The following is a 23,271-nucleotide window of genomic DNA, read 5'->3' on the forward strand; positions in this document are numbered from 1 at the left end:
TTTCTTAGCCATCCTTGCGCTAATCTTGATTGATAGCGCTTACCCCAACCAAGGCCGGCTCGATCCCCAACAACAACGCGAGGATGCCATGTTCCAACTCACCCGCAGCGTCACCTGGCAGGCCCTGGAGCGTCTACGCGACAGCACTGTCAATGACCGCATCAGCGACTATTTCGACACCGATCCACAGCGCTTCGACAAGATGAGCCTGCGCGTCGGCGGGCTGTTTCTCGACTACTCCAAGCACCTGATCTCCGATGCCGTGATGGCCAAGCTGCTGGAATTGGCGAATCACTCGGCGCTGGTGCAACGCCGTGCGCAGATGTTTTCTGGCGACATCATCAACGTCACCGAGGACCGACCGGTACTGCACACGGCTCTGCGACACCTGGGCGACGACCCCGTGCATGTCGATGGCAAGAACGTGATGCCGGAGATTCATCAGACCCGAGAACAGATCCGGCGCTTCTCGGAAGCGGTGCGCAGCGGCGACTGGCTGGGTTACAACGATAAGCGCATCCAGGACGTGGTCAACATCGGCATCGGCGGTTCGGACCTGGGGCCCAACATGGCCTGCCGGGCGCTGCTCAAGTATCGCCATCCGGAACTCAACTTCCACTTCGTTTCCAACGTCGACGGTGCGCACATCCAGAAGGTGCTCAAGCGCCTCGATCCGGCCACGACACTGTTCATCGTCTCGACCAAGACTTTCTCCACCCAGGAGACATTGCTCAACGCCAAGACCGCACGGCGCTGGTTCCTCGACAATGCCGGCGAAGACGCCGACGTGGGCGCCCACTTCATCGCCGCCTCGACGAACCGCAAGGCCGCCATGGAATTCGGCATCCGCGAGGAGAACGTCTTCGAGTTCTGGGCCTGGGTCGGCGGTCGCTACTCGATGTGGTCCTCCATTGGCTTGCCCATCGCCCTGGCGATCGGCTTCGAAGGCTTCATGGAACTGCTCGAAGGCGCCTATGCCATGGATCGCCACTTCATCGAGGCTCCCAATGCCCGCAACATGCCGGTACTGATGGCACTGATCGGCATCTGGTACATCAACTTCCAGGATGCCGAGACCCAGGCCATCGTGCCCTACGATCAGGCCCTGCATCAGCTGCCCGCCTTCCTGCAGCAGCTCGACATGGAGTCCAACGGCAAGTCGGTGAACATCTTCGGCCAGCCCGTCGACTACAAGACCGGCCCCATCGTCTGGGGCGAGACCGGCTCCAACGGCCAGCACGCCTTCTTTCAGCTGCTGCATCAGGGCACCCGCTACGTGCCCATCGACTTCATCGCCTCGCTGAAGCCTGAGCCCGGCATGGAGGAGCATCACTTCGCGCTGCTGACCAACATGCTCGCTCAGGCCAACGCCTTCATGGAAGGCAGCCAGGGAGAGGGCCAGGAACACGGCCAACTCGATCACTACAGCTGCCCGGGCAACCGCCCGTCGAGCACGCTGCTGCTCGACGAGCTGACCCCCCGAAATCTGGGCGCATTGATCGCCCTCTACGAGCACAAGGTGTTCGTGCAGGGGGTGATCTGGAACATCAACTCCTTCGATCAGTGGGGCGTGCAGCTGGGCAAGCGAATCGCCGGCGAGATCAGCGAGCGCATCGACGCCCATACTCAGGATTTCGACGCCTCTACCCAGGGGCTGCTCGCCCTGGTGCGCGATCGCTTCGATGCGCACAAAGCGCCAGCGACCCGGACGGCAACAACGTCGGACAAGCCAGACAAGGAGAAGCGTTCATGACCCCGGTAATCGCCTTCGGCGAGGCCCTCGTCGACATGCTCTCCAGCCGTCTGGGTGACGACACCCAAGAGGGGCCGGAGACCTTCACGCCCTATGCCGGCGGTGCTCCGGCCAATGTGGCTGTGGCCTGCGCCCGCCTGGGGGTGCCCAGCCGCTTCCTGGGCATGCTCGGTGCGGATTATTTCGGCGATTTCCTGGCCGGAGAGCTTGCCGATCATGGCGTCGACACCTCGGGCGTGGTGAGGACGAGGGATGCCCGTACAGCCCTGGCCTTCGTCTCCCGGGACGCGGACGGTGAACGCACCTTCGACTTCTACCGTCCCCCGGCGGCGGATCTGCTCTACCGCATCGAGCATCTGCCCGTGGGCGTCTTCGATACGCCGGCCATCCTGCACCTGTGCAGCAATAGTCTTACCGAGGACGCCATCGCCGACACTACGATGCGTCTAGCCGGGATGGCGCAGCGCGCCGATTGTCTGGTCAGTGTCGATGCCAACCTGCGACATAACTTGTGGGCCGAGGAATGCACCAACATTGGTTTGGTGACCCGCCTGCTGGACCATGCGCAGCTGGTCAAGCTGTCCAGCGACGAGCTCGATTATCTACGTGGCGATCATCCGCGTGACGCCTGGCTGGCCGAACGCCTGGCCGCCGGGGTACGCCTGATCGTGATCACCGACGGCGCCAATGATGTCGAGGCGCGCGGCGTGGATCTAGCACTTCGCGTCACGCCCCCCAAAGTGAAAGCCGTGGACACCACAGCGGGCGGAGACGCCTTCATCGGGGGTCTGTTGGCGATGCTCGCCGAGAATGGCATCGAGGCAGACTGGCATCGAGATGAGCCGCGATTGCACCAGGCGCTGAAGGTCGCCTGTCGCTGCGGCGCCCATGCGGTGACCCGTCCCGGCGCCTACGCCGCCCTGCCGACACGTGCCGATCTCATGGCCTTACGGGAGTGATCCAAACGCCTCATGACGAGGCCGTCATCACAGGCGTCGCTTCAAGCGGGCACGCCGTGGTGCTCGGCCAGCGCCCGGCGATAGCGCGCATAGACGCCGTGATAGGCCTCGACTCGGGCAGGATCGGGATCGTCCAGCGAATACTCGTCGAGATGTACCAGGCGCGCGCAGAGGGCGTCGAGGGAATCCGTCGTCTGGCGATCACACCAGGCCGCCTGAATGGCCGCCCCTAGTGCCGCGGCGTCGGTGACCTGCGGACAGATCACCTGGGTGCCGGTGATATCGGCGACCATCTGTCGCCACACTGGGCTCTTGGCGCCGCCGCCGATCAGGCGAATCTGGCTGGCGCCCTCGGCCAGATCACCCATCAACTCCAGACCATAGCGCAGGCCGAAGGTGGCACTTTCAACCACCGCCCGGCATAGGTTGGCCTGCGTCGCGTTGGCATTGGTCAGCCCCAGGAAGCTGGCCGTGGCCTGGGGTAACGCCGGCACCCGCTCGCCATTGAAGAACGGCAATACGCTCAGCCCCTCGGCTCCGATCGGGGCACTGGCAACCCTTCGGCCAAAAGTCTCCAGATCGAGTCCGAACAATTCGCGCACTCGGATGGTCGCGGACGTGACGTTCATGGTGCATACCAAGGGCAACCAGCCGCCATGGCTGGCACAGAAATTGGCGACCATGGCATTGTCGGCAATCACCGGCGCATCGGAATAGGCGCATACCGTGCCCGAGGTGCCCAGGCTCATGGTCACCACTCCCGGGATGATGTTGCCGGTACCGATGGCACCCAGCATGTTATCGCCACCGCCGCTGGCGACCAGTACATCCTCTTCGAGCCCCAGATCCCGCGCTAATTCCGAACGAACTACTCCCGCCGGTTCGTGGGACTCGATCAGCCGCGGCAGGACCCGTTCGGGATTCAATTCCGGGGCAATCATAGCGAACACGTCCTCGCGCCAGCGGCGCGTTCGGGTATCGAAATAACCGGTACCTGAGGCATCACCGGCCTCGGCGACCCGTTCACCGGTCAACCAGAAATTCAGGTAGTCATGGGGCAGCAGCAGGCTGTCGATACGCCGGTAAGCCTCGGGGTGCATCGCGCGCAGCCAGGCCAGCTTGGAAGCGGTATAGCCGGTCTGCAGCACCAGGCCCAGCTTGTCGAGACACCCGGACTCACCTCCCAAACGCTCGACCAGGGCGGCATTCTGAGTGGTGGTTTCGGTGTCACACCACAGCTTGGCTGGATGCACCGGCTCGCCCTGAATATCGAGCGCCACCATGCCGTGCTGCTGGCCGGAGACGCCGATGCCCCGGATCGCCCGGGCGTCGATATCGGCATTGACCACGGCCTCGGTGAAGGCTCCACGAAAGGCTGTCAGCCAATCGGCTGGAGCCTGTTCACGGCGACCGTTGTCGCCCTCGGTCAAACGATGGGGACGACTCGCCTCGCCCAGGATGATGGCCCTCTCGACATCGATCACCACCACCTTTGTGCTCTGGGTACCGCAATCCACACCAACGTACATGCCTACTCTCCCCGCGTCGTTTCTCATCCAGGATTTGGCAAGGCTTCAAGGGTAGCGCGGGCGCCGTCCCGATGCAGCATGCCCAGGGTGTCGAGGTGGGCCGCGCGACAAGTTCCGGAGCCCGGGCCCGGGCATAGACGGTCAGGTGCAGTTGGGAGTAGTGCAGCATGGGGCCGTGGCCGTTGGAGAGCACGAAGCGGCCTTGCATCATCAATTTCTCACTCTTCAGCAATATAGCGCCTGATGGCAGCACGAACGCCCTGACCGTCGATGATGTCGAGCCACCTGGCAAAGGCGCCCAGGAGCTTCTGCGATTCAGCCAGATTGTTGAAAACCTCACGGATCTCCAGGAAGGCTCGCGGATCGCGAACAGACGCCCGCGCCCCCGCCCTCAGCCGTGCCGACAGGGGATCGGAGAGCTCGGGCACCTGTGACACCTCGCCGGCCACCCGGCAATAGCAACACCAGAGCGCCAGCTCGAGCGCCAGTCCCGCGACGGGGAAACCACGGCCCAGGGCATCTCTGATCGCGGGCAGGATGAACTTCGGCTGTCGTGTCGAACCGTTGGCGCATAGCCGCGACACGGTATCGCCGATCTCGGCGTTGCCGAAGCGCTCGACGATCCACGCCAGGTACGCCGGGTAGGCCACGCCCTCGACCTCCTCCAGGGCGGGCATGATCTCCCGCTTCTGCAGCGCGAGCAGCCAGTCGCGGATGTCCGGATCGGCCATGGCGCGATGCACGTGATCATATCCCAGCAGTGCCGCCGCATAGGCGATGCTGGCATGGCCCGCGTTGAGGATCCGCAGCTTCATCGTCTCGTAGGCCGACACGTCGTCGACGAACTCGACGCCGACCTTCTCCAGCGGCGGGCGACCGGCACAGAACCGATCCTCGACCACCCACTGCCGGAAGGGCTCGCACACCACGGGAGCGGCATCCTCGATGCCGAAACGACGGCTTACCAGCTCACGCTCGCGGGCGGTGGTGGGGGGCGTGATGCAGTCGACCATCGAGTTGGGGAAAGTCGCCTCCCGCCGAATCCATCCGGCCAGGTCGTCGTCGATGAGCTCGGCCAGGCCGACGACCGACCGGCGCGTCACATCGCCATTGCCGGGAAGGTTGTCGCAGGAGAGCACGCTGAAGGGAGGCAGGCCCTTCGCCCGACGCTCGGCCAGCGCCTTGACCATCATGCCGAAGACGGTCCTCGGGCGCGCCGGGCCGGCCGCGTCGGCCCGGATTCGGGGATGATTCGAATCGAAGCGGCCGGTGGAGGCATCGAGAAAGTAGCCCCCTTCGGTGATGGTCAGGGAGACGATACGAACACGCGGGTCGGACAGCGCCTCGACGATGGCCGCCGACACGACGGGAACGAAGTCGACCATGGCGCCCACTACCCGGGCCGACACCGCCCCCGGCCCGAGATCGACCACGGTGGAGAGCCAGTCCTGCTGGCGCAGACGCCTGCGCATCCGGACATCCGCCGGCATCACTCCGGAACCGATGATCGCCCAGTCATGGGCTTCGCCCTGCTCGAAGAGGCGATCCAAGTAGGTCGCCATGTGCGAGCGGTGAAAGTTGCCCAGCCCGATATGGAGGATCCCCGGACGCAGCCCGCGGCGATCGTAGGCCGGCACCGCCACCCGGTGCCGGACGGCGGCAAGCGACTTCTGCGTAAGTGCATCACCCATTGACTTCCCCCGGCCCCCTCAGGCTGGCGCCCCCAGCAAGACCCCGTCGGCCGATACACTTTAGCACCGCCTTGCCTTCCCGTGGTGATACCCCCGACGCCAGGCGCCCGGGACACCCAAGACGGGCCTGCGATCAGCCCAGCCGCTCGGCGAGGCGTGCCTCCAGGCTGCGCTGGTCCTCGTCGAAGCGGCGGATGCCCTCTGCCAGCTTGTCGTTGGCCATGGCGTCCTGATTGTGGCCCCAGCGGAAGGCGGGCTCGGTGAGCGGCGCGGGACGCTCGCCGGCGGCGGGAAACTCCACCGCCCGGGCGACCTCGCCTTCCTCCGCCGCCAGCGCTTCAAGCAGGGACGGCGAAATGGTCAGTCGCGGGCAGCCCGCCAGCGCCAGCACCTGGCCGACGGTGCGGAAGCTCGCGCCCATCACCACGGTGTCGTAGCCGCCATGCCCGGCCCGCTGGCACACGCCTTGTACGAAGCGTACGCCTGGATCCTCCTCAGGGGCACAGTCGCGGCCCGTTTCCTTCTTGTACCAGTCGGTGACGCGGCCGACGAAGGGCGAGACCAGGAAGACGCCGGCATCGAAACAGGCCTGGGCCTGGGCTTCGCTGAACAGCAGGGTCAGGTTGCACTGGATGCCCTCGCGCTCCAGCCGCTCGGCGGCGCGGATGCCTTCCCAGGTGGAGGCCAGCTTGATCAGCACACGATCGGTGCCCACGCCGCGTCGTTCGTAGAGTTCGATAAGCTCATGGGCCTTGCGAACGCTGGCCTCCTCGTCGAAGGAGAGCCGTGCGGCCACCTCGGTGGATATCCGCCCGGGGATGTGCCGGGCGATCTCGGCCCCCTTGGCCACGGCGAGGCGATCCACGGCGTGCTCCACCCGAGCCTGGCGGTCCTGAAACTCGGCCCGCAAGGCGGCGAGCTCCTCGTCGATCAGTGCCTGATAGCCCGGCAGGTCGAAGGCCTTGAGCAGCAACGAGGGATTGGTGGTGGCGTCATGGGGCCGGTAGCGCTTGATGGCGTCCAGGTCGCCGGTGTCGGCGACCACCAGGGAGTGGGTCTTCAGACTATCGAGCCGTGTGGTCATGGGAGGTTCCTCCTTGGTTGTGGAATTCGATCAGGATCGATCAGGAAATACCGCGGTGTACATCAGGCCTCTCCTCGCGTCGTCACCAGGGTCTCCAGCGTGGCGCGCGCGCCTCGCTCGTGGAGTGACGCCAGGGCCCACCGGTAGGCCTCGCGGAAGCGCGTGTGCTCGGCCAGGTCACCGAACAGCTCGCGATTGTCGATAAAGGCGGTCGGTTCTTCGCCGTGACGTGCCGCGATCCCCATCAGCTCGTCTCGAAGGCGATCGACCACCTCGATGGGCTCGCCCTGCTCGTCGACGCCCTCGGCATAGCGCGCCCAGCTGGCCACCACGGCCGCGGTGCGGTGTATCTCGCCGTCTCGCGCGAGCTGCTCGCGAATCACCGGCACCAGCCACTTGGGAATGCGATCCGAGCTCTCGGCGCACAATCGGGCCAGGGTATCCTTGATCTGCGGGTTGGCGAAGCGTCGGATCAGGGTATGGCGATACGCCTCCAGATCCACACCGGGCACCGGGGCCAGGGTCGGGGTGGCTTCATGGGCCATGTAGCCGAGCAGGAAATCGACGAACAGCGGATCCTGACAGACCTCATGAGCATAGCGGTAGCCGGCCAGGTAGCCGAAGTAGCCCAGCGCCTGGTGGCTGGCATTGAGCAGGCGCAGCTTCATCAGCTCGTAGGGCTCGACATCCTCGACCAGTTGTACGCCCACCTCTTCGAAGGCCGGCCGTCCGGCGGCGAAGCGATCTTCCAGCACCCACTGTGTGAAGGGCTCGCAGACCACCGGCCAGGCGTCCTCGAGGTCGAAGCGTGAGGCCAGTTCCTCGATATCGCTGGCCGTGGTCACCGGCGTGATGCGATCGACCATGGCGTTGGGAAACGGCACCTCGGCCTCGATCCAGGTACCCAGTCCGGCGTCACGGTGGCGCGCATAGGCGGTGAACATCTTACGGGCGACATGGCCATTGCCTTGGATATTGTCGCAGGACATCACCGTGAAGGGAGCTTGCCCCCGCTCACGCCGTCGCTTGAGCGCCTCGGTGATCAGCCCGAAGGAGGTGCGAGGGGCCGAGGGATTGGTCAGGTCGTGCTGCACGTCGGGATTGTCGACGTTGAACTCGCCGGTCACCGGATGAAAGTTGTAGCCGCCCTCGGTGACCGTCAGCGAGACGATGCGGATCGCCGGGTCGGCCATGCTCTCGATCACCGCCTGCGGATCGTCCGGGGCAAACAGGTAATCGATCATGCTACCGATCACCCGGGCGTCGTAGTGGCCATCCGAATGCTTCACCAACAGGCTATACAGATAATCCTGGGTGGCCAGCGCCTTCTGCATGCGCCGGTCGCCGGGCATCACGCCGACACCGATGATGCCCCAGTCCAGCGCCTCGCCGCGGTTCATCAGGTCATCCAGGTACATGGCCTGGTGGGCGCGGTGGAACCCCCCCACACCGAAATGGATGATGCCAGGGGTGACTTGGCGCCGGTCGTAGGCGGGCACGGCCACCTGCGGATCGAGACGATCAAAAGTGGCATTGCTGAGAGTGGACATAAGGGCGCTCCTTGCCGCAAACGGCAATCGAGAATGAGTGAACGGGTGGGCTGAGGCGAGCGCGGTCGGCGACTGTCCTTGCCCTAGCTCCAGCGAAGGTCGGGCTCGATCGATTCGGCCTTGATAAGTCGCGCATTGCGCATGTCCTTGTGATAGGCCTTGTCGTAGGCGGCGCGCCGATCCTGGCCCATGTCCAGCCAACGCTGGATCAGACGCTCCTCGAGAATCTCGTCGGGCACCTCGAGCAGCAGCGTCATGTCGAAGAGTTCGTTCAGCGCTGGCCAGGGTGCCTGATTCAGCAACAGGTAATTGCCCTCGACGATCACGATGCGGTGCTCGAGCGTGATCAGCCGGGCGCCAGCGCGGGCGAGGTCCAGGGGGCGATCGAACACCGGCACGGCGACACTCTTGTCCGCACGCCGGATACGCATCAGGTCCTGATGCAGGCCATCGGCATCGAAGGTCTCCGGCGCGCCCTTGATGGGCACCAGCCCCTGGGACTCGAGTACCGCGTTATCGAAGTGATAGCCATCCATGGGCACCACGGCGGCAATACCCGGCTGGCGTTCGTTGATTTCGCGGCAAAGCCATTCCGAAAGAAAGGACTTGCCCGCCGCCGGTGGTCCGGCCAGGGCCACGACGAAGCGCTCGTGCCCCTGTGCCGCCTCGAGCAGACGCGCAGCCATGTCGTGAATGTTCGGATTCATGTTCAGCTCATCCAGTTGCCGCCGTCGACATTCAGTGTCTGAGCGACGACGTAGTCGCTATCGCTGGAGGCCAGAAACACGGCGGCACCGGCGTGATCCTCCGGCCTGCCCATGCGCCCGTAGGGCACCGCCTCGCCGACCAGGCGCTTCTTTTCACCCAAGGGGCGGTTCTCGTAACGCGCGAACAGCGCATCGACCACCTCCCACATCGGCGTATCGACCACCCCCGGCGCGATACCGTTGACGTTGATGCCGTGCTTGATCAGCGCCAACCCCGCGGACTGGGTGAGGCTGATCACCGCCGCCTTGCTGGCACAGTACACGCTTGCCAGGGCCTCGCCACGCCGCCCGGCCTGGGACGACATGTTGATGATCTTGCCGCCCCGGTCGCGCTCGACCATGGCGCGGGCGACGGCCTGCAGGGTAAAGAACATTCCCTTGGTATTGACCGCGAACTGCTTGTCGAAGCTCTCCTCGCTGACCTCCAGCAGCGGCGCCATGTCGAAGATGGCGGCGTTGTTGACCAGGATATCGATACCGTCAAAGCGCTGGACGACTGCCTTGACCATGCTGTCGATGGAGGCCTGGTCGCAGACATCGAGACGCACCCCCATCACTCGTTCAGCATCATCCCCCGCCTCACGCTTCAGCCGCTCGACGGCGTCTTCGATAGACGCCTCATCGATATCGGCGACGACCACCTTGGCGCCTTCGGCTAGATAGCCCTGACCGATGGCCAGGCCGATGCCTCGCGCCCCGCCGGTGACTACCGCAACCTTCTCATTGAGTTTCATGATCTCTTCCTGCCTCGAGTCTATTTTCCCGACGTCTCATGCTTTCGCGACGGGCCCGCGCTGTTCGCGCCAGCGTTTCACCAACGATGCCAATTCCTGCATGTTTGACATGATCTGCCAGGCGCCGGCCTGCTCGAGGCGTTGGTCATGACCGGGCTCGATATGGCTCGCGCCGATGAAGCCGATAACCGTCATGCCCGCGCCATGGGCGGCCGTGACCCCGGAAACGCTGTCCTCCACCACCAGACAATCCTCCGGGGCATATCCCAGGGTGCGGGCCGCCAGTTGGTAGACAGCCGGATCGGGCTTGGGTCGCGCGACCTGCTCGGCGGTGAACAGCGGCACCTCGCCCAGCGCCCTGGCCAGCACCCTCGAGAGGCCCGTGCATTCCAGCGATATTTTCACGCGCTGGCGACCGCTGTTGGAGACGATGGCCAATGGCATCTCGAGCCCCTCGATGGTCTCGGCAACCCTCTCGATGGCCTGCAGGTCGGTCGCAAGACGTGCGTCGATGGTCCGTTCGATGTGCCCCTGAGCGTCCTGGGGCAAGTCGTGCACGCTGCGTCGGGCCAGCTTGTCGAGAATCGCCGCCGTGGTCATGCCCAGCACCTGGCGCAATTCGGCCTCGGCGTGCAGATCGGGCAGCCAGGCGTCCAGACACTCGCTCAACACCCTCTCGGCGATGATCTCGCTGTCGACCAGCACCCCGTCGCAGTCGAAGATCAGGATTTCTTTCAGCATCGAGCTCGGCCTATTCTCCATCAGCGTGTTTTCCATTGGCGTGTTTTTCATCGGCACGCGCTTTATGGTCTTGCCGATTGAGACGGGCCAGGGGATGCTCCCGCAGACTGGATAGCGCCAGGCCCTCGCGATCGAAGAGATGCGCTCGTTCCGGCGCGAAACCGAAACGCACCCGGTCGTGCACCCGATGCCGGACGTCGCCATCCGCCATGATGGTTATCATCATGCCTTCCCTGCGAACGTACAAAGAGGTCTGGCCGCCCAGGCGCTCCAGCACCTGAATCTCGCCTTCCAGAGGGCCCTGCTCGTCTAGTTCCAGGTGTTCGGGACGAATGCCCAGTTCCAGGGCAGCACCTTGTGCCTGGCCGCTGCCGTCCACAAGCACTTCGCAGGTGGCGCCACCGGGCAAGGTGACCTGGACGCCATCAGCCTTGGCTTCCACCACCTCGACATCGAGGAAATTCATCTTCGGCGAGCCGATGAAGCCCGCCACGAAGCGATTGCGCGGATGATGATAGAGCTCCATGGGCGAGCCGACCTGCTCGATCACGCCGCCCTGGAGCACGACAATCTTGTCGGCCATGGTCATGGCCTCGATCTGATCGTGAGTGACGTAGATCATGGTGGCGTCGAGCTCGTCGTGCAGACGTGCCAGTTCGATGCGCATCTGTACGCGCAAGGAGGCATCCAGGTTGGAGAGCGGCTCGTCGAACAGGAAAATGCTGGGGTTGCGCACGATGGCGCGGCCGATCGCCACGCGCTGACGCTGCCCCCCGGAGAGCGCCTTGGGCTTGCGATCCAGCAGCGGCTCTAGCTGCAGGATACTGGCCGCCTCGCGTACCTTCTCGCGACGCTGCTCCTTGGGAACCTTGGCCAGTCGCAGGCTGAAGCCCATGTTGTCCTCGACGGTCATGTGCGGGTAGAGCGCGTAGCTTTGAAACACCATGGCCAGGCCGCGCTCTGCCGGGCCGATGTCGTTCATACGCTGACCATCGATCAGGATGTCGCCGGACGAGACGCTTTCGAGCCCGGCGATCATGCGCAGCAGAGTCGACTTGCCGCAGCCCGAGGGGCCGACGAAGACCACGAACTCACGATCCTTGATATCGAGATCCACGCCTTGGATGACTTGGGTATCGCCGAATTCCTTGACGACCTGCTTGAGTTGTAGCGTTGCCATGAGCAACTCCTTGTTATTTGACGGCGCCGAAGGTCAGACCCCGTACCATCTGCTTTTGGGTCAACCAGCCGAATACCAGGATGGGTGCGATGGCCATGGTCGAGGCCGCGGACAACTTGGCCCAGAAGAGGCCTTCGGGGCTCGAGAAGGAAGCGATGTAGGCGGTCAGCGGTGCCGCACTGGAGGAGGTGAGATTGAGGCTCCAGAACGCCTCGTTCCAGCTGAGAATGACCGCCAGCAGGCCGGTGGAGGCGATCCCCGGTAGCGTCAATGGCAGCAGCAGATGACGCACCTCCTGAAAGGTGCTGGCGCCGTCCATGCGTCCTGCCTCGAGGATGTCCCGGGGTAGATCCTTGAAGAAGGTGTAGAGCATCCATACCACGATCGGCAGGTTCATCAGCGTGTAGACGATGATCAGCCCGGTACGCGTATCGAGCAGACCGGTATCGCGGAACAGCAGATAGATCGGCATCAGCACGCCGACCGGCGGCAGCATCTTGGTGGAGAGCATCCACAGCAGGGTGCCCTTGGTGCGCGGGGTCGGCAAGAAGGCCATGGAATAAGCAGAGGGGATGGCGATCAGCAGCGCCAGCAAGGTCGAGCCGAAGGCCACTACCACGCTGTTCAAGGCGAACTTGAGATAGTCGGCGCGCGCGTGGACGGCAACATAGCTTTCGAGCGTCGGCGAGAAGAAGAAACTGGGATCGGCGATGGCGTCGGCTTCGGTCTTGAACCCGGTGAGCGCCATCCACAGGATGGGGAAGAAGATGATCAGGGCGATCGACCAGGCCAGCACCGCCAGCAAGAAACGCTTGTATCGAGGGGTCGTCATGAGAGGCTCCCGAATGAACTAGCTTTCCAGATTCTTGGCCACGAGGCGGACCAGGAAGATGGCGACGATATTGGCCAGGATGATGGCGATCACCCCGCCGGCGGAGGCGGTGCCGACATCGAAGTCGAGCAGTGCCTGGATGTAGATCAGATAGGCCAGATTGGTGGTGGCCAGCCCCGGCCCACCAGAGGTGGTGACGAAGATCTCGGCGAACACGGTCAGCAGGAAGATCATCTCGATCATGATCACCACGCTGATCGCCCGCTTGAGATGCGGCAGGGTGATGAAGAAGAACACCGCCAGGGGGCCGGCCCCATCCATGCGCGCGGCTTCCACCTGATCGTCGTCCAGCGACTGGATGGCAGTGAGCAGAATAAGCAACGCAAAGGGCAGCCATTGCCAGGCGACGATGATGATGATCGAGGTCAGCGGCAGCGACGAGAACCAGTCCACCGCCGGCAGGCCGAACAGGTTGGCCAGCCAGGCCAGCACCCCGTTGGCCGGATGCATCATCATATTCTTCCACACCAGGGCGCTAACTGTGGGCATGACAAAGAACGGCGATATCGCCAGCACCCGGGCCACGCCTCGCCCCAGGAAGTCCTGCTGGAAGAGCACCGCCAACAGGGTGCCACCGACCACGGTGATGATCAGCACCCAGCCAACCAGCAGCAGGGTGGTGCCCATGGCCGACCAGAGTGCCGGGTCGGTGAGCAGGTATTCGTAGTTTTCCAGCCCGGCGAAACCGCTCATGCCGGGCATCAACAGATTGTAACGCTGGAACGAGAACCACAGGGTCATGCCCAGGGGCACCAGCATCCACAGCAACAGTAGGGTGACGGCGGGCGCCTGTAGCGTCAGGGAACGTAGCCCGCCGACGGTGCGTCCGTATGCGCGTGTCTTGTTCATGAGATTTACCGCGAACGTTGGGAGCGTCAGGAGAGCCGGGACAAAGCCCCGGCCCAGGAATGCTCAGCTCAATCCATATAACCGGCACGCTGCATGGTCCGCTCGGTAGAACGCTGGGCGGCTTGAAGAGCCTGCTCGACGGTGCGCTCCCCGGTCAGGGCAGCCGCCACCATCTGGCCGACCTGGGTACCGATGGACTGGAACTCGGGAATGCCCACGAACTGCACGCCGACATAGGGGCTGGGCTCAAGCGTCGAATCGGTCGGGTCGGCGCTTTGCATGGCCTGGAGCACGAAGTCCGCGAAGGGTGCCGCCTGCTGGTAGTTCTCGTTGGCGTAGGTGGATTCGCGGGTGCCCGGCGGCACGCTGGTCCAGCCCTCCTTCTCGCCGACCAGCTTGATATATTCTTGAGAAGTCGCCCAGGTAATGAACTCCTTGGCGTCCTCTTTGGAATCGGAGGACGCCGGAATCGCCAGGGCCCAGGACCACAGCCAATGCGATCCCTTCGGCGTCTTCGCCACCGGCGCCGGCGCGAAACCGAGCTGGTCGGCGATTTTGGATTCCTGCGAATCGTAGATACGTCCCGCGGCGGAAGTGGCATCGACCCAGATGCCGCACTTGCCGCTGGAAAACAGTGCCTGATTCTCGTTGAAGCCGTTGGAGCTGGCGCCGGGAGGCCCATAGTCGTTGAGCAGATCGACATAGAAGCCGACCGCTTCCTGCCAGGCCGCGGAGTCGAGCTGGGGGTTCCACTCCATGTCGAACCAGCGGCCGCCGAAGGTATTCACCATGGTGGACACGAGCGCCATGTTTTCACCCCACCCCGGCTTGCCGCGCAAACAGATGCCGTAGACATCGTTATCGGGATCATGAAGCTGGCTGGCCCAGTCGCGCACCTGCTCCCAGCTCGGCTGTTCGGGCATCTTGATGCCGGCCTGCTCGAACAGGTCCTTGCGGTAGTACATCATCGAGCTCTCGCCATAGAACGGCAAGGCATGCAGGGTGCCATCGTGGCTCAGGCCATCGCGAACCGACTCGAGTAGATCTTCCTTGGCGTAGTCATCGGGAAGATCGTCGAGTTCGACCAGCCAGCCCTGCTTGGCCCAGATCGGCACCTCATAGGTCCCGATGGTCATGACATCGAACTGGCCACCGTTGGTCGCGATATCCGTGGTCAGGCGCTGGCGCAGCACGTTTTCCTCGAGCACCACCCATTCGAGATCGATATCGGGATGGGCTTTCTCGAATTCGCTGGTCAGTCCCTGCATGATGATCATGTCGTTGTTGTTCACCGTTCCCACGGTGAGGGTCTCGGCATTCACGGCACCGGCGCCTAAGGCGGCGATACCCATGAAAGAGAGAGTGCGGGAGAGCTTCATGATGGGCTCCTTTGGGGCGTTTTGGCGTTGTTGTCGACCGCTTTTGATCAATTTAATCTCTGACTGATCAAATGATCGACCCGAAACCCGAAAAAAGCAAAGCCCACCGTATTAGACATTAGTTCAATTTATTAGTGGTTGGCGGATTCGACGATATGCCGTGCAGCACTCTCGTCGGTGACCAGCCCCTTGAGCCAGCCACCCCGAAGCGCCGCCAGAATGGCGGGGCCCTTGTCACGTCCGCCGGCCAGGGCCACCAGCGCCTGATCACGCAGCATCTCGAGCGGAAGACTGGTGACACGGCGGGTGATGGAACAGTCGATCACCTCGCCGGCCTGGTTCATCGGCCACCCCAGTAACTCCCCCACGGCGTCAAGCGCCAGCAGTTCCTCGAGCTCCGTCTCGCTGATGAAGTGATCTTGGAACAGGGTGGCCCGTCGATCAATGCGCCCTACTCCGATGAACGCCGCCTCTGCCTGACTGGCCACCTCGGCGACGGCCTGAAACAATCGCTGCCCCTGCAACGCCTGCTTCTCCTCCAGCGATCCGGCCACCACCGGCGCCGGCAACAGGAAGCGCTCGGCACCGGCCTTGTCCGCCAGCACCATGACGCCGTCATAGCGATTCGAGGAACCGTCCCTGGCCACGTTACCGACCAGCGACACGAAACGATGCTGGGATCGGTCAACACGGCTCAGCGCCTCCACCATGGCGCGTATCGCACGTCCCGTGCCCAGCGACAGGGTCAATGGTTCGGTGCGATCCAGATACCGGGAGAGTCGTTCGGCGCCAGCCACCGCCAGGTAATGCACATCACCATCGCTGGCATCGGGGTCGGCGGGCACCACGTCGCAGAAATCCAGCCCGAAACGCCGGACGATGGCATCCGACATCACCATGCAATTGGCAAGCGGATGGTCGATATGCACTTTGACCAGACCTTCCTGGCGTGCCAGGGCCAGCAGCCTCTGGACACCGGGGCGGGAAACGCCGAGCTGATTGGCGATCTCATCCTGGGTGCGCCCCCCAACGTAGGAGAGCCAGGCAGCGCGAGCGGCCTGATCCAGCTTCAATTCGAACTTATCCACGCGCTTCGATCACTCCGGTTGTCGCAGTATCTGACGAGCCTATAAAAATCTCGGGGCGTGATAAAGCGCTCGAACAAATATCGCTGCCAGGGGCTACGATAGGCAGCCGATCGCCGAGCTAGGCGGAAAGGGGCTTACATCGGGAAGGCAACCAAAAGAAAGGGCCGCTCCCGAAAATACTGACCGGAAACGACCCCGTATGCACTGATGGTGCCATGCACTTGCAATGAATGCGCGTCACGCAAGGTGAGGCGCAATCTGCCGACTATCCCGCCGGCCAAGAGAAGCGACGACCGCCCATCAGATGCATGTGTATATGATAGACGCTTTGGCCGCCGTGGTCGTTGCAATTCATCACTATTCGATAGCCGTCTTCAGCGAAACCGAATTTCTTCGCCAGTTGCGCGGCAGTGTGCTGAAGACGGCCGACCAGCGTCAGATCATCCGACCCGATATCGTTCAGCGTCGAGATATGCTTTTTGGGAATGATCAGCACATGGGTCGGCGCCTGGGGATTGATGTCATTGAAGGCAAGCACATGCTCGTCTTCAAAGACCACATCCGGCTCGATCTCCCGCTCGATCATCTTGCAGAACAGACATTCCATGACAGACTCCTTCTGTAACGCATTCAACCTCTACGTTTTGTTTGAAAGTCGGCGAGCGCAGTCACTTCTCGGACAAAACCTAACGGAAGCGCCGCTGACCCAGCAAATGCCGCATCACCGGCGCCAGGATCAATTCCATGGCCAGCGACATGCGCGCCCCCGGTACGACCAGCGTATGCGGTCGACTCATGAAAGCATCCTGAATCATCGTCAATAGATAAGGAAAGTCCACCGTCGAGGGATCGCGAAAGCGGATCACCACGAAGGATTCTGCATCGGTGGGGATATCCTGCACTTCGAAAGGGTTGGAGGTGTCCACCGTCGGCACACGTTGGAAGTTGATGTGGGTACGCGAGAACTGCGGCTGAATGTAGCGCACGTAGTCGTGCATGCGCCCCACGATGGTATCGATCACCGCCTCCTGGGAGTAGCCGCGCAGCTTGGTGTCGCGATCGATCTTCTGGATCCACTCCAGGTTCATGGTCGGCGCCACCCCAACCAGCAGATCGACATGCCGGGCAATATCGTGATCGCTGGTCACAAGACCGCCGTGCAGTCCTTCGTAGAAGAGCAGGTCGGTGCCGTAGGGTAGCGCCTGCCAGTCGGTGAAGGTACCCACCCGTTGACCCGCCTCGATCATCTGCTTGTCTTCGGCATGAATGTAGTGACGGTAGGTACCGCTACCATGCTCACCGTACTCCTGAAACAGTGCCTCGAGGCGATCGAGCAGGTTGGCTTCGACGGCGAAATGCGACAGCTCGTCTTTACGCTCCGGCTCCTCGTGAAAGATCCGGATCAACTCTTCCTTGGTGTAACGGTGGAAGGCGTCACCATCGACAAAGGCAGCGTGCACGTCTTCCCGAGCGAACATGCGCTCGAAGGTACGACGCACCGTCGTCGTGCCAGCTCCGGAGGAACCGGTGACGGCAAGGACAGGATACTCCCGCGACATCAGTCGCTCCTCCGCTGTCGTACAGCGTCCAGCGCCTCGTTCAAGGCAGAGGGTACTGCTACCGGCTTGCCCGCCTCGGGATCGAGCAGCACCAGATTCAGTCGCGCCACGGCGATGGTGCGCTTGTCTGCGGGACGGTGAAGACGCTGGTAAACGCAGAAGCCACGCGCTTCGGCCGAGGGAATCGCCGTTTCCACCTCCAGCATGTCGGGCCACTTGGCCTCGGCACGGTACTGCACCGCCAGATCCGCCACCACACTGGGGTAACCCGCCACATCCCATTCACGAAATCCCAGTGCGACAAAGGCCTGAGCGCGAGCCTCATGCAGCAACGTAATCAAGGCGTCATGGCCCAGGTGACGGCCATAATTCATATCACCAATGCGTACCGAGAGTGGATGATGATGAATGATGTCCACTTCGGGGAATTCGAGCTGTACTCGCTCCATGGGATGCTCCGATCGTTATTTTTGATGTTGCGTTTTTTTAGCGCCCGTGTCGGCACGCGATCATCCTTCGCGGGCAATGGCCCGGTAGGCGATATCACGGCGATACATCGCCCCCTCCCAGTCGATCGCCGCCACGCCTGCATAGGCACGATCCCGGGCTTGGGATACGGTCTCGCCGAGGGCGGTCACACACAGTACACGTCCGCCGCTCGTGAGGATGCGCCCCTGATCATCCAGACTCGTGCCCGCATGAAATACCTTGCAGCCATCGGCCTCTGCCTCTTCAAGACCGCTGATGGCATCGCCCTTGCGATACTTCCCGGGATAGCCCTGGGCGGCCATGACGATGCCGACCGCAGTCCGCGAATCCCACTCGCACCGGTACTCATCGAGATGCCCCTCGGCCCCGGCCAGGCACAATTGCACCAGGTCGCTCTTCAAACGTAACAGAATGGGCTGAGTTTCAGGATCGCCGAAGCGACAGTTGTACTCGATGACCTTGGGCGCACCCTCACTGTCGATCATCAGTCCAGCGTAGAGAAACCCGGTGTAGGGGTGACCCTCCTCGGCCATACCCTTGACCGTCGGCAGAATCACCTCGTCGAGGACGCGCTGATAGACGGCTTCGGTGACCACCGGTGCCGGAGAATAGGCGCCCATGCCGCCGGTATTGGGGCCGCTATCGCCATCACCGGCACGCTTGTGATCCTGGCTGGTGGCCATGGGCAATATATGTTCGCCGTCTACCATGACGATGAAGCTGGCCTCTTCCCCCTCGAGAAATTCCTCGATCACCACCCGCGCCCCCGCATCACCAAAGGCGTTAGCCTCGAGCATGTCGCGCACCGCGGCTTCGGCCTCGATGTCGGTCATGGCGACCACGACCCCCTTGCCCGCGGCCAGGCCATCGGCCTTGATCACGATGGGGGCGCCCTGTTCGGCGAGATAAGCCAACGCCGAATCAACCTCGGTAAACGTGGCATAGTATGCCGAGGGGATATTGTGCCGAGCCAGAAAATCCTTGGTGAAGGATTTGGAGCCCTCGAGCTGGGCTGCCGCCTGAGAGGGCCCGAAGATCGTCAGCCCCGCGGCACGAAAGCGATCCACCACGCCCGCGACCAGAGGCGCTTCCGGCCCAACGATGGTCAGCTCGATGGCATTCTGCAGAGCAAACGCTTCCAGGCCCTCGAGATCGTCCGCGGCGATATCGACATTAGTCAGCATCGGCTCGCGGCTTGTGCCAGCGTTGCCCGGCGCCACGAAGACATTTTCCACTCGAGGTGACTGAGCCACCTTCCAGGCGAGTGCATGCTCACGGCCACCGCCGCCGATGATCAGGACCTTCATTGCTTCCCCTTCCCCTCACCCTCACTCTCATCGTCTTCCTTCTGCTGCGCCTTGGTGATGGTGTTCTGCCAGAAGCGCATATTGTCCTCGGCCATCTCACGCATCAACTCCATGGGAGAATTGCGCATGGCCTGCTTCCACTGATCCTGCAGGCGCTTCTGCTGCTCCAGCATGAGCTGGGTGCCTTGCTCGAGATAGCGCGCCAGCGGCAAGGGTCGCGCCATGGCATAGACGCGAATCAACTGTTGCAGCAGATCGTTGGAAAAGACCTCGGATTCACCGTCGGCCTGCTCCTGTTCGATGATGATCGAGAGCAAAATCGTGCGTGTCAGGTCTTCCCGGGTTTTGGCATCCTCGACCCGAAACGGTTCTTCCTCGAGAATCAGGCGGCGCAGATCCTCGAGAGTGACATAGCGACTCTGCTGAGTGTCATAAAGCCGACGATTGGCATATTTGCGAATTACGCGCACGGCGCCCCCCTATTTAAATAGTATCGCTTTTCATTTTATACATTGCGCGCGGTGCTTTTACATTGCGCATCCTCGACACATTGTGCACCGCACTATGCTGCTTGCAACCGCTCTATGCCAACCACCCTTGCCATTCATTAAGCGCATGACGCTTAATGCCTCTGAAAACTTACTCATGAGGATCGGCATGAACCTGATTCTACTCGACCTTGCGGACATCGATACCGAGGGATATGCCTGGGTGCGCGATCCACGTCGAGTACGCCATCTACGCGACGTACAGGGTGCCGACATTGGCACGGAACTGACCTTGGGCATCCAGGGCGGCGCGATTGGGCGTGGTCGATTGATAAGCTTGAATGATCATGGGGCCTGCTTCGAGGTGATACGTCTCGAACTGGCACCTCCCATGCCGTTGCCGGTACATCTGGTACTGGCCCTACCGCGCCCTCGCATGCTGGCGCGCTCGCTGGAGCACGTCACCGCCCTGGGGGTCAAGCATATCACGCTACTGCATACCCGCCGTGTCGAGAAGAGTTACTGGCAATCACCGGAGCTTGATCCGCAACGGATTCATGCACATCTGGTACTGGGCCTGGAGCAGGCCCGCGACACCGTGCTGCCTAGGGTAACGCTGGAAAAACGCTTCAAACCTTTCGTGGAGGATCGCCTGCCTGAATTGCTGGAAGGTCGGCGCGGGCTCGTGGCACATCCCGGCATGCCCAAGGCCTGCCCTCGCGCCCTGAGCGAGGAGTGCACATTGGTCATAGGCCCCGAAGGCGGCTTCATTCCCTATGAGGTAGAGTGCTTGCTGTCAGCGGGTTGCGAAGGCATTCATATCGGCGAGCGGATTCTACGCGTCGAAACCGCGGTGACCGCCTTGCTTGCCAGACTTTTCTGAATTCTGCGTGACCCTGAACTATCCTTCGCTGCGTAAACGCTGCAAGAGCTCTAGGGTGGCAAAACCATCCGGCGTGTGACCCAGACGGCGCTGATACTCACGAATACCACTGCGGGTGTTGGGGCCCAGAATGCCATCGGGCTTGCCTACCTGCATACCCTGGGCATTGAGCAGTTCTTGCAGCTCTTCTACCTGAGCCCGGGACAAGGCTTTCTCACCTCGTGGCCAATCCCCATGAACTCCCGACTGCCCTGCAAGCCGCTCGGAGAGCAAGCCCACGGCCAGAGCATAACTGGTCGAGGCGTTGTAACGCATGATCACACGAAAGTTGTGTCCGACCAGGAATGCCGGCCCCTGGGCGCCGGCGGGCGCAATGATGGCGGCCTCATCAAGCGTCGGCAATCCACCTCCCTGTATCGCCGTCACCCCTTGGGCGGCCCAAGCCTGACTCGGCCGGCGATTGGCCAGTTCGGTCTGGGCATAATCGAAATCCTCAGGCAAGCTCACTTCCAGGCCCCAGGGTTCACCCTCGCGCCAGCCGGCCTCGGCAAGATAATTCGCCGTCGACGCCATGACATCGTCGATGCTGCCCCAGATATCACGCCGCCCGTCATTATCGCCGTCCTGAGCATAGGCCTCGAAACTCGAAGGGATGAACTGGGTGTGCCCCATGGCACCGGCCCAGGAACCGCGCATGTGGTCGCGGTCGATATCGCCACGCTGCAGAATGCGTAGTGCTGCCATCAGCTCGCTTCGAGCAAAGCCGGGACGCCGCCCGTCATATCCCAGGGTGGCCAGCGCATCGATGGTAGAGAAACTGCCGAAGTTGCTGCCGTAATTGCTTTCGATACCCCAGATAGCGACAAGTATGTTGCCGGGAACGCCATAACGCTGACTGGCAGCCTCGATAGCCGGACGATGCTGCGAGAGCTGCTCACGTCCTCGTTCGACCCGGGCCTTCGAGACGGCGCTGTCGAGGTAATCCCATATCTGGCGGCTGAATTCGGGCTGGCTACGATCAAACTCGATGATGCGTGGTTGAAAGCGGACTGGATCGAAAGCAGCCGCCAGGGTCACATCGTTAATTCCTTCGCCCCGCGCTTGACGCTTGAAGTTAGCGACCCACTCGGAGAATTCGGCTTTTTCCTGCGCATCATCGTTCTTCGCCGAGGCCTCGGCAGAAGTGACCGTATTATCCGCCTCGCTGGAAGCGGTGGCGCTGTTTTCGCTATTCCCGGTGGTGTTGGCACTTGATTGACAGCCACTTGCCGCAACCAGCAGCGCCAGGGTCAAGGAGGAAATAGTGCTGAGACGACGATGCATGAAACGTCCTTACAAAAGTAAAAGAGGCATTCTCACCCAAGATGATAGTGGCGACCAGAGTTCTCTAACAGTATCGGCTTAGCCCATCAGATTAAGTCTTATCAGTACCGCAAGATGACAAAGGACCACCACGACTGTCAGCAAACTACGTAAATTCTGATACCAGTGGGGTAAACGCTGAACGCTACTGGACTGACGTTCGTACAGACGCACCAGCAGGAAGCCGACCATCAGGATCAGGGCAGCGGCATCATAATTGAACAATAATGCCGGCCACGCCAGCAGGCTGGGCACCATGCTCAACGATAGCCGAACATCGAAGGCCCGTGTTTCTGATGCGTCTTGACTCATGGCCAGCCCCCAATGAATACCACCGAGGAACGACAGAATGACCGCGCTGTAGAAAACGAATGCCTTGATCGCCAGCGCCTGCCACAGCACGGGGGCTACATAGATGCAGATGGCGCCAGCTAGAAAGGGAATCAGCCCAGCGCAGCCAAGCCAGAAGGGTAAACGCGGCGACGGTGTATGCTCCAGGTTGTTCATGCAGTTTTCTTTATGCTCTGATTGTGAGTCGCAAGTGAAAAAAGACCGAGCCTGCATGCTAACGAGCCCATTCGGTGCCCGCCAGTGATGGCGTAACGCAGGTGGCAACTTTCCATTATCCCTCGACCAGCGCTGGCGAGGGATTGGAAAGCCGTGGTAGAGTCGAACCATCTTCGACGCGGCGCCACTGATTGCGCAAAATTTCATTCACTTTCAGGCTGTTAGATTTAGGGCACGAGATACCAGAGGCCATGAAAGGAGACAAGAGATCGTGACGGACCGCTATCGCTGCAGATTGTTTGATCCGCGTGTTCATTCTCGCGTCGCCGCCTCGGCAAATTGTGCCTGTGGCTGTATAGCGCGCTGGATGCTGTCACCGCGAGCATACTGGCGACCTTTCCTGACCGACCCTCCACACATGGATGCTTGATAGCCGTCGCGTTACCGGCTGAACTGTGAACTGATCGGCTTGACGCTCGG

Annotated in this window: 23 protein-coding genes; 3 read left to right on the top strand and 20 right to left on the bottom strand. The window is 62.1% G+C overall.

The genetic code is table 11. The annotated features are described in order from the left end of the window. Positions 1 to 88: 88 nt before the first annotated feature. Entirely contained in the window at positions 89 to 1,753 is a 1,665-nt protein-coding gene (pgi, locus tag ACPF7Z_RS00370; RefSeq protein WP_425191175.1) for a glucose-6-phosphate isomerase, read from the top strand. After that, on the top strand, positions 1,750 to 2,712 hold the full coding sequence (locus ACPF7Z_RS00375) for a carbohydrate kinase family protein (protein ID WP_425191176.1): 963 nt from the start codon (positions 1,750 to 1,752) through the stop codon (positions 2,710 to 2,712). The genes pgi and ACPF7Z_RS00375 overlap by 4 nt, the downstream gene beginning before the upstream one ends. Before the next feature lie 41 nt (positions 2,713 to 2,753). Here ACPF7Z_RS00375 and xylB read toward each other — a convergent pair whose 3' ends face one another. The 18 genes from xylB to phaR form a co-directional block, all read right to left on the bottom strand. Further along, on the bottom strand, positions 2,754 to 4,229 hold the full coding sequence (xylB, locus tag ACPF7Z_RS00380; RefSeq protein ID WP_425191352.1) for a xylulokinase: 1,476 nt from the start codon (positions 4,227 to 4,229) through the stop codon (positions 2,754 to 2,756). Next, the gene (locus ACPF7Z_RS00385) at positions 4,114 to 4,452 is read right to left on the bottom strand and encodes a hypothetical protein (RefSeq protein ID WP_425191177.1); all 339 of its coding nucleotides are present in this window, start codon (positions 4,450 to 4,452) and stop codon (positions 4,114 to 4,116) included. Before ACPF7Z_RS00385 ends, xylB begins: the two co-directional genes overlap by 116 nt. Positions 4,453 to 4,459: 7 nt before the next feature. Further along, positions 4,460 to 5,932 (bottom strand): mannitol dehydrogenase family protein, encoded by a 1,473-nt coding sequence (locus ACPF7Z_RS00390; RefSeq protein WP_425191178.1) that lies wholly within the window; start codon positions 5,930 to 5,932, stop codon positions 4,460 to 4,462. 133 nt (positions 5,933 to 6,065) lie between these two features. Beyond that, entirely contained in the window at positions 6,066 to 7,016 is a 951-nt protein-coding gene (tal, locus tag ACPF7Z_RS00395; protein ID WP_425191179.1) for a transaldolase, read from the bottom strand. Between the two features lie 62 nt (positions 7,017 to 7,078). Further along, the gene (locus ACPF7Z_RS00400; RefSeq protein WP_425191180.1) at positions 7,079 to 8,566 is read right to left on the bottom strand and encodes a mannitol dehydrogenase family protein; all 1,488 of its coding nucleotides are present in this window, start codon (positions 8,564 to 8,566) and stop codon (positions 7,079 to 7,081) included. 83 nt (positions 8,567 to 8,649) lie between these two features. Then, positions 8,650 to 9,273, bottom strand: a complete 624-nt coding sequence (locus tag ACPF7Z_RS00405; RefSeq protein ID WP_425191181.1) for a nucleoside triphosphate hydrolase — start codon at positions 9,271 to 9,273, stop codon at positions 8,650 to 8,652. A 2-nt stretch (positions 9,274 to 9,275) separates the two neighbouring features. Beyond that, positions 9,276 to 10,067 carry an L-iditol 2-dehydrogenase gene (locus ACPF7Z_RS00410; protein WP_425191182.1) on the bottom strand — a complete coding sequence of 264 codons (792 nt, stop codon included), beginning with the start codon at positions 10,065 to 10,067 and terminating at the stop codon, positions 9,276 to 9,278. 36 nt (positions 10,068 to 10,103) lie between these two features. Then, positions 10,104 to 10,808, bottom strand: a complete 705-nt coding sequence (locus ACPF7Z_RS00415; protein WP_425191183.1) for an HAD family hydrolase — start codon at positions 10,806 to 10,808, stop codon at positions 10,104 to 10,106. A 10-nt stretch (positions 10,809 to 10,818) separates the two neighbouring features. Then, the gene (locus tag ACPF7Z_RS00420; protein WP_425191184.1) at positions 10,819 to 11,988 is read right to left on the bottom strand and encodes an ABC transporter ATP-binding protein; all 1,170 of its coding nucleotides are present in this window, start codon (positions 11,986 to 11,988) and stop codon (positions 10,819 to 10,821) included. A gap of 13 nt (positions 11,989 to 12,001) precedes the next feature. Next, on the bottom strand, positions 12,002 to 12,820 hold the full coding sequence (locus ACPF7Z_RS00425) for a carbohydrate ABC transporter permease (RefSeq protein ID WP_425191185.1): 819 nt from the start codon (positions 12,818 to 12,820) through the stop codon (positions 12,002 to 12,004). A gap of 18 nt (positions 12,821 to 12,838) precedes the next feature. Continuing rightward, the gene (locus ACPF7Z_RS00430) at positions 12,839 to 13,729 is read right to left on the bottom strand and encodes a carbohydrate ABC transporter permease (protein ID WP_425191186.1); all 891 of its coding nucleotides are present in this window, start codon (positions 13,727 to 13,729) and stop codon (positions 12,839 to 12,841) included. Positions 13,730 to 13,797: 68 nt separating this feature from the next. After that, positions 13,798 to 15,108, bottom strand: a complete 1,311-nt coding sequence (locus tag ACPF7Z_RS00435) for an ABC transporter substrate-binding protein (protein WP_425191187.1) — start codon at positions 15,106 to 15,108, stop codon at positions 13,798 to 13,800. Between the two features lie 131 nt (positions 15,109 to 15,239). Beyond that, on the bottom strand, positions 15,240 to 16,196 hold the full coding sequence (locus tag ACPF7Z_RS00440; RefSeq protein WP_425191188.1) for a sugar-binding transcriptional regulator: 957 nt from the start codon (positions 16,194 to 16,196) through the stop codon (positions 15,240 to 15,242). 265 nt (positions 16,197 to 16,461) lie between these two features. Continuing rightward, the gene (locus tag ACPF7Z_RS00445; RefSeq protein ID WP_425191189.1) at positions 16,462 to 16,803 is read right to left on the bottom strand and encodes a histidine triad nucleotide-binding protein; all 342 of its coding nucleotides are present in this window, start codon (positions 16,801 to 16,803) and stop codon (positions 16,462 to 16,464) included. A 79-nt stretch (positions 16,804 to 16,882) separates the two neighbouring features. Next, entirely contained in the window at positions 16,883 to 17,755 is an 873-nt protein-coding gene (locus ACPF7Z_RS00450) for a phosphoribulokinase (protein WP_425191190.1), read from the bottom strand. Beyond that, positions 17,755 to 18,204 carry an acyl-CoA thioesterase gene (locus ACPF7Z_RS00455; protein ID WP_425191191.1) on the bottom strand — a complete coding sequence of 150 codons (450 nt, stop codon included), beginning with the start codon at positions 18,202 to 18,204 and terminating at the stop codon, positions 17,755 to 17,757. The genes ACPF7Z_RS00450 and ACPF7Z_RS00455 overlap by 1 nt, the downstream gene beginning before the upstream one ends. A gap of 60 nt (positions 18,205 to 18,264) precedes the next feature. Next, positions 18,265 to 19,551: a phosphoribosylamine--glycine ligase gene (gene purD, locus ACPF7Z_RS00460; protein ID WP_425191192.1), complete on the bottom strand. Its 1,287-nt coding sequence runs from the start codon at positions 19,549 to 19,551 to the stop codon at positions 18,265 to 18,267. Continuing rightward, positions 19,548 to 20,021 (bottom strand): polyhydroxyalkanoate synthesis repressor PhaR, encoded by a 474-nt coding sequence (gene phaR / locus ACPF7Z_RS00465; RefSeq protein WP_425191193.1) that lies wholly within the window; start codon positions 20,019 to 20,021, stop codon positions 19,548 to 19,550. The genes purD and phaR overlap by 4 nt, the downstream gene beginning before the upstream one ends. Before the next feature lie 187 nt (positions 20,022 to 20,208). On the opposite strand from phaR, the gene ACPF7Z_RS00470 reads away from it, so the two are divergent. After that, positions 20,209 to 20,922 carry a 16S rRNA (uracil(1498)-N(3))-methyltransferase gene (locus ACPF7Z_RS00470; protein ID WP_425191194.1) on the top strand — a complete coding sequence of 238 codons (714 nt, stop codon included), beginning with the start codon at positions 20,209 to 20,211 and terminating at the stop codon, positions 20,920 to 20,922. An 18-nt stretch (positions 20,923 to 20,940) separates the two neighbouring features. On the opposite strand, the gene ACPF7Z_RS00475 is transcribed toward ACPF7Z_RS00470, so the two are convergent. Then, on the bottom strand, positions 20,941 to 22,245 hold the full coding sequence (locus ACPF7Z_RS00475) for a lytic murein transglycosylase (protein ID WP_425191195.1): 1,305 nt from the start codon (positions 22,243 to 22,245) through the stop codon (positions 20,941 to 20,943). A 78-nt stretch (positions 22,246 to 22,323) separates the two neighbouring features. Then, entirely contained in the window at positions 22,324 to 22,791 is a 468-nt protein-coding gene (locus ACPF7Z_RS00480) for a DUF3429 domain-containing protein (protein ID WP_425191196.1), read from the bottom strand. Positions 22,792 to 23,271: the final 480 nt, after the last annotated feature.

Origin of the sequence: Halomonas sp. GXIMD04776 (genome assembly GCF_049808615.1) — a bacterium.
In the GTDB taxonomy this organism is placed as follows: Bacteria; Pseudomonadota; Gammaproteobacteria; order Pseudomonadales; family Halomonadaceae; genus Modicisalibacter.

Bases quoted from the DNA above. Each gene is read 5' to 3' on its own strand.
- pgi (WP_425191175.1), top strand. From the start codon at position 89: ATGTTCCAACTCACCCGCAGCGTCACCTGGCAGGCCCTGGAGCGTCTA.
- ACPF7Z_RS00375 (WP_425191176.1), top strand. From the start codon at position 1,750: ATGACCCCGGTAATCGCCTTCGGCGAGGCCCTCGTCGACATGCTCTCC.
- ACPF7Z_RS00385 (WP_425191177.1), bottom strand. From the start codon at position 4,452: ATGATGCAAGGCCGCTTCGTGCTCTCCAACGGCCACGGCCCCATGCTG.
- ACPF7Z_RS00390 (WP_425191178.1), bottom strand. From the start codon at position 5,932: ATGGGTGATGCACTTACGCAGAAGTCGCTTGCCGCCGTCCGGCACCGG.
- tal (WP_425191179.1), bottom strand. From the start codon at position 7,016: ATGACCACACGGCTCGATAGTCTGAAGACCCACTCCCTGGTGGTCGCC.
- ACPF7Z_RS00400 (WP_425191180.1), bottom strand. From the start codon at position 8,566: ATGTCCACTCTCAGCAATGCCACTTTTGATCGTCTCGATCCGCAGGTG.
- ACPF7Z_RS00405 (WP_425191181.1), bottom strand. From the start codon at position 9,273: ATGAATCCGAACATTCACGACATGGCTGCGCGTCTGCTCGAGGCGGCA.
- ACPF7Z_RS00410 (WP_425191182.1), bottom strand. From the start codon at position 10,067: ATGAAACTCAATGAGAAGGTTGCGGTAGTCACCGGCGGGGCGCGAGGC.
- ACPF7Z_RS00415 (WP_425191183.1), bottom strand. From the start codon at position 10,808: ATGCTGAAAGAAATCCTGATCTTCGACTGCGACGGGGTGCTGGTCGAC.
- ACPF7Z_RS00420 (WP_425191184.1), bottom strand. From the start codon at position 11,988: ATGGCAACGCTACAACTCAAGCAGGTCGTCAAGGAATTCGGCGATACC.
- ACPF7Z_RS00425 (WP_425191185.1), bottom strand. From the start codon at position 12,820: ATGACGACCCCTCGATACAAGCGTTTCTTGCTGGCGGTGCTGGCCTGG.
- ACPF7Z_RS00430 (WP_425191186.1), bottom strand. From the start codon at position 13,729: ATGAACAAGACACGCGCATACGGACGCACCGTCGGCGGGCTACGTTCC.
- ACPF7Z_RS00435 (WP_425191187.1), bottom strand. From the start codon at position 15,108: ATGAAGCTCTCCCGCACTCTCTCTTTCATGGGTATCGCCGCCTTAGGC.
- ACPF7Z_RS00445 (WP_425191189.1), bottom strand. From the start codon at position 16,803: ATGGAATGTCTGTTCTGCAAGATGATCGAGCGGGAGATCGAGCCGGAT.
- ACPF7Z_RS00450 (WP_425191190.1), bottom strand. From the start codon at position 17,755: ATGTCGCGGGAGTATCCTGTCCTTGCCGTCACCGGTTCCTCCGGAGCT.
- ACPF7Z_RS00455 (WP_425191191.1), bottom strand. From the start codon at position 18,204: ATGGAGCGAGTACAGCTCGAATTCCCCGAAGTGGACATCATTCATCAT.
- purD (WP_425191192.1), bottom strand. From the start codon at position 19,551: ATGAAGGTCCTGATCATCGGCGGCGGTGGCCGTGAGCATGCACTCGCC.
- ACPF7Z_RS00470 (WP_425191194.1), top strand. From the start codon at position 20,209: ATGAACCTGATTCTACTCGACCTTGCGGACATCGATACCGAGGGATAT.
- ACPF7Z_RS00475 (WP_425191195.1), bottom strand. From the start codon at position 22,245: ATGCATCGTCGTCTCAGCACTATTTCCTCCTTGACCCTGGCGCTGCTG.
- ACPF7Z_RS00480 (WP_425191196.1), bottom strand. From the start codon at position 22,791: ATGAACAACCTGGAGCATACACCGTCGCCGCGTTTACCCTTCTGGCTT.